5 protein-coding genes are annotated in these 3,303 nt (G+C 43.7%); all 5 read left to right on the top strand.

Annotated elements, in window-relative coordinates:
* The first annotated feature begins 167 nt into the window (after nt 1–167).
* The gene (locus AC1DUA_RS30445; protein WP_477503305.1) at nt 168–395 is read left to right on the top strand and encodes a hypothetical protein; all 228 of its coding nucleotides are present in this window, start codon (nt 168–170) and stop codon (nt 393–395) included.
* Nucleotides 396–418: 23 nt separating this feature from the next.
* Entirely contained in the window at nt 419–589 is a 171-nt protein-coding gene (locus AC1DUA_RS30440) for a hypothetical protein (protein ID WP_477503304.1), read from the top strand.
* Between the two features lie 229 nt (nt 590–818).
* Nucleotides 819–1,766: an ABC transporter permease gene (locus tag AC1DUA_RS30435; protein WP_477503303.1), complete on the top strand. Its 948-nt coding sequence runs from the start codon at nt 819–821 to the stop codon at nt 1,764–1,766.
* Nucleotides 1,767–1,778: 12 nt separating this feature from the next.
* Nucleotides 1,779–2,648 (top strand): carbohydrate ABC transporter permease, encoded by an 870-nt coding sequence (locus tag AC1DUA_RS30430; protein WP_477503302.1) that lies wholly within the window; start codon nt 1,779–1,781, stop codon nt 2,646–2,648.
* 69 nt (nt 2,649–2,717) lie between these two features.
* A partial coding sequence (locus AC1DUA_RS30425) for an extracellular solute-binding protein (RefSeq protein ID WP_477503301.1) occupies nt 2,718–3,303 on the top strand: 586 nt, incomplete at its 3' end.

The following is a 3,303-nucleotide window of genomic DNA, read 5'->3' as shown; positions in this document are numbered from 1 at the left end:
CTCAAGGAGTTATACTACCATGCTACCRTGCTAACAATTTACCAGATTAAAGACCGACTTCACTGGAAGGTAGCTTTAGACGTAGATGGAATCAGGAGAAAGAATCAAATATAGCACTAACGGACTGGGTATATACGGCTCATAAACAGAACACGTTCATTGGTGGTTTGAATCCAACCAGTGTTCATATCCAGTCGGAAATGAATATAGCTGTTCTCTCAGACACTCGAATGACAAATTATGCCTACCTATCTCCGGAACAAACAGGCAGAATCAATCGTACGCCTGATTTGCTGCGCGAGGCGTTCGAACAGTCTCGTGCCAGTGCATCTTCGTTCGTATTCGTCAGCGGCAGTGCAGGTAGCGGTAAAATCCCAATCGACCAGGCTTATTAGTCATAGGTACGTTCAGAGAGGAATTGGCTTCAGGCTGGGCAAATAATGGAGTGGGTCAAGCTGCTACGGCTGAATGGATGGAAGTCACTTCACTTGGAACTGGGCAGATCACGCGAGCTGAAGCTTTGACGATCATTTTAAATACATTGAACCTGAATCCGCAATTGAAGCGTCTATTAGATTCCTTGAAATAGAAAATTAATAATACGTCAGTTGGAAAGAACCGCTAAGGCTTGATGCTGCGCGGTTCTTTGCTGCGTCAAATCCACGGTGACGGTCACCCTGTCCGTTTGTTTCTCACTTGTATAGGAATTTCCCAAGACGCCATTTACTTAATATCTTATAAGAAATTCTTGAAATTACAGAAATTTATCCGACAGGCGGATGCTATTATACAAATAGAAATAAAGACGAGGTGATGAGATGCAAGCAAAATTGGCAGAGGACGCCATTCCCTTCCCCCATAAGCGGAATTCATGGATAAGAACGATACAAAGGCATAAAGTGATGTATGCTCTTTTATTCCCGGCATTAGTTTACTTTGCTGTATTCAAATACATTCCTATGGCGGGAATCATTATTGCTTTTAAAAACTATAACCTGGCTTTGGGGCTATGGGATAGCCCATGGGTGGGATTGAAAAATTTCAAAGATTTTATTAACGGCGTTTATTTCTGGGACATCATGAGAAATACGATTCTCATATCGCTGTATAAGTTGTTGTTCGGTTTCTCCGCTCCCATCGTACTCGCTTTGCTGCTCAATGAAGTATATACCCATTGGTTTAAGAAAATCGTTCAAACAATCACTTATTTGCCGCATTTTCTGTCATGGGTCATTGTTTATGGATTGATGGTGGCTTTATTAGCCCCAGGAGATGGCCTTATTAATATGATTTTGAAGGAAAATGGTGCTCAGCCGATCTCCTTTCTAACGGAACCTGCCTGGGGCAGACTGCTGATCATCTTATCTGAAATATGGAAAGATATTGGATGGGGAGCGATATTGTACCTTGCCGCATTAGCAGGAATCGATCCAAGCTTATATGAAGCGGCTCGAATTGATGGCGCTTCCAAATGGAGGCAGCTATGGCATGTTACCTTACCCGGCATTCGAGGGGTCATTATTCTGATGCTGATTCTTAAATTAAGTCATATTCTGGACGCTGGCTTTGACCAAATATTCATGTTCGCCAACAGCTTTAACCAGGAGAAGATCGATATTATCGACACATGGGTTTACCGTGAAGGATTGGAGCGTCTTAAGATTGGCTTGGCTACGGCTGTAGGATTGTTTAAAGCTGTCATCGGATTTATTTTGGTTTTGGCTGCAAATAAGCTCGCCAAAAAATTCGATGGGCAAATTTGGTGAGGTGGTTTTCGTATGATTAATCTGACAATCGGGGAAAAAGTATGGCAAGCAGCCGTCTATATGATTCTTATTGGGCTATCCCTACTTTGTTTGCTTCCCTTTCTATATGTGGTTGCTGTTTCTGTGACGCCAGAATCGGAAGTGTTAAGAAGAGGAATTGTTATTATACCAGAATCCTTTACTTTTACAGCCTATAAAGAAGTATTCATTTCTCATGGCATAGGGCAGGCGTATAAGATTACGTTGTTCCGAACGGTTGTAGGCACAGCACTTAATGTGCTTTTTACGATCATAGCAGCCTATCCTTTATCCAAAAAATATTTAYCAGGGCGCAGCGCATTTTTAATCTTCATTGTCTTTACCATGATGTTTGGCGGAGGGTTAATTCCTACTTATCTGCTAATCCGCTCGCTGGGACTCTTGGACAGCCCGTGGGTGTTGATTATTCCGAGTCTCATCAGTGCTTTTAATCTGGTGATTATTAAAGGCTTTTTCGAGCAATTGCCTGCTGAAATCGAGGAATCGGCGAGGGTTGACGGCGCAAGTGAACTTCAGTCGCTATGGCGGATCATTTTACCTCTGTCCTTGCCCGTTCTTGCTACCGTTTCCTTATTTTACGCAGTGGGGCATTGGAACAGTTATTTCGATGCGATTGTCTATTTGAATGATGCGAACCTAATGCCGCTTCAAGTCGTCTTGCGCAACATTCTGCTTAACGTCGCAACACAAAGCGCGGATTCGATTGCCAATTCCGGGACGGTCAGCAAGTTCGCTGTGCAAATGGCGGCTGTCGTCGTGACGACGGTTCCGATTTTGATCGTGTATCCTTTTATGCAGAAGCATTTTACGAAGGGGGTGCTCATGGGATCGATTAAAGGCTAAAGGCAATTCTACCTAGGTTGTTTCTGGGACACCATGATAATATATATACAAGCAAAAGGAGAGGTCAATATGCAACGTAAAAAGCTTACATTTACTGTTCTGGCCGCTATCGTAGCGCTGGGAACGCTATTGTCAGGATGTGGGGACCAAGAAGTCGTGAAGCCGACAGCTTCAGGCAGCCCTCAATCCGAGGGAAACAAGTTTGCGAACAAAATGAAAATTTCGATGTTTAACCAAGGGACTTTCAACGCTGCCGCTCCAATACCTCCGCGTGATGAAGATATTCAACGTCAAATGTTGGAAAAAGCGATGAATATCGACTTGGATATGATGATTCCTCAAGCTGGGCAATCAACAACCAAACTGAATACGCTCATTGCCGGTGGAGATATTCCAGATTTGATCTTCTTGAAGAGCCGATCCGATCTCGCACAATATTATGACCAAGGGGTTCTTGCGGATTTGACTCCGTACCTGGATCAATTTCCCGAATTGCAGAAGCGTTTCGCCAAGGACTCCTGGGATGCGATGTCATATCTGGGAAAAACCATTGGCGTTCCAGGTTATGATAATGTAAACGGCATCAGTCGAAGCTTCTTCATCCGCAACGATTGGCTGAAAAAGCTGAATATGAAAGTGCCGACAACCCCTGACG

It is taken from the genome of Paenibacillus sp. 01T422 (genome assembly GCF_056398785.1).
This window is presented reverse-complemented; position numbering and strand designations above follow the sequence as displayed.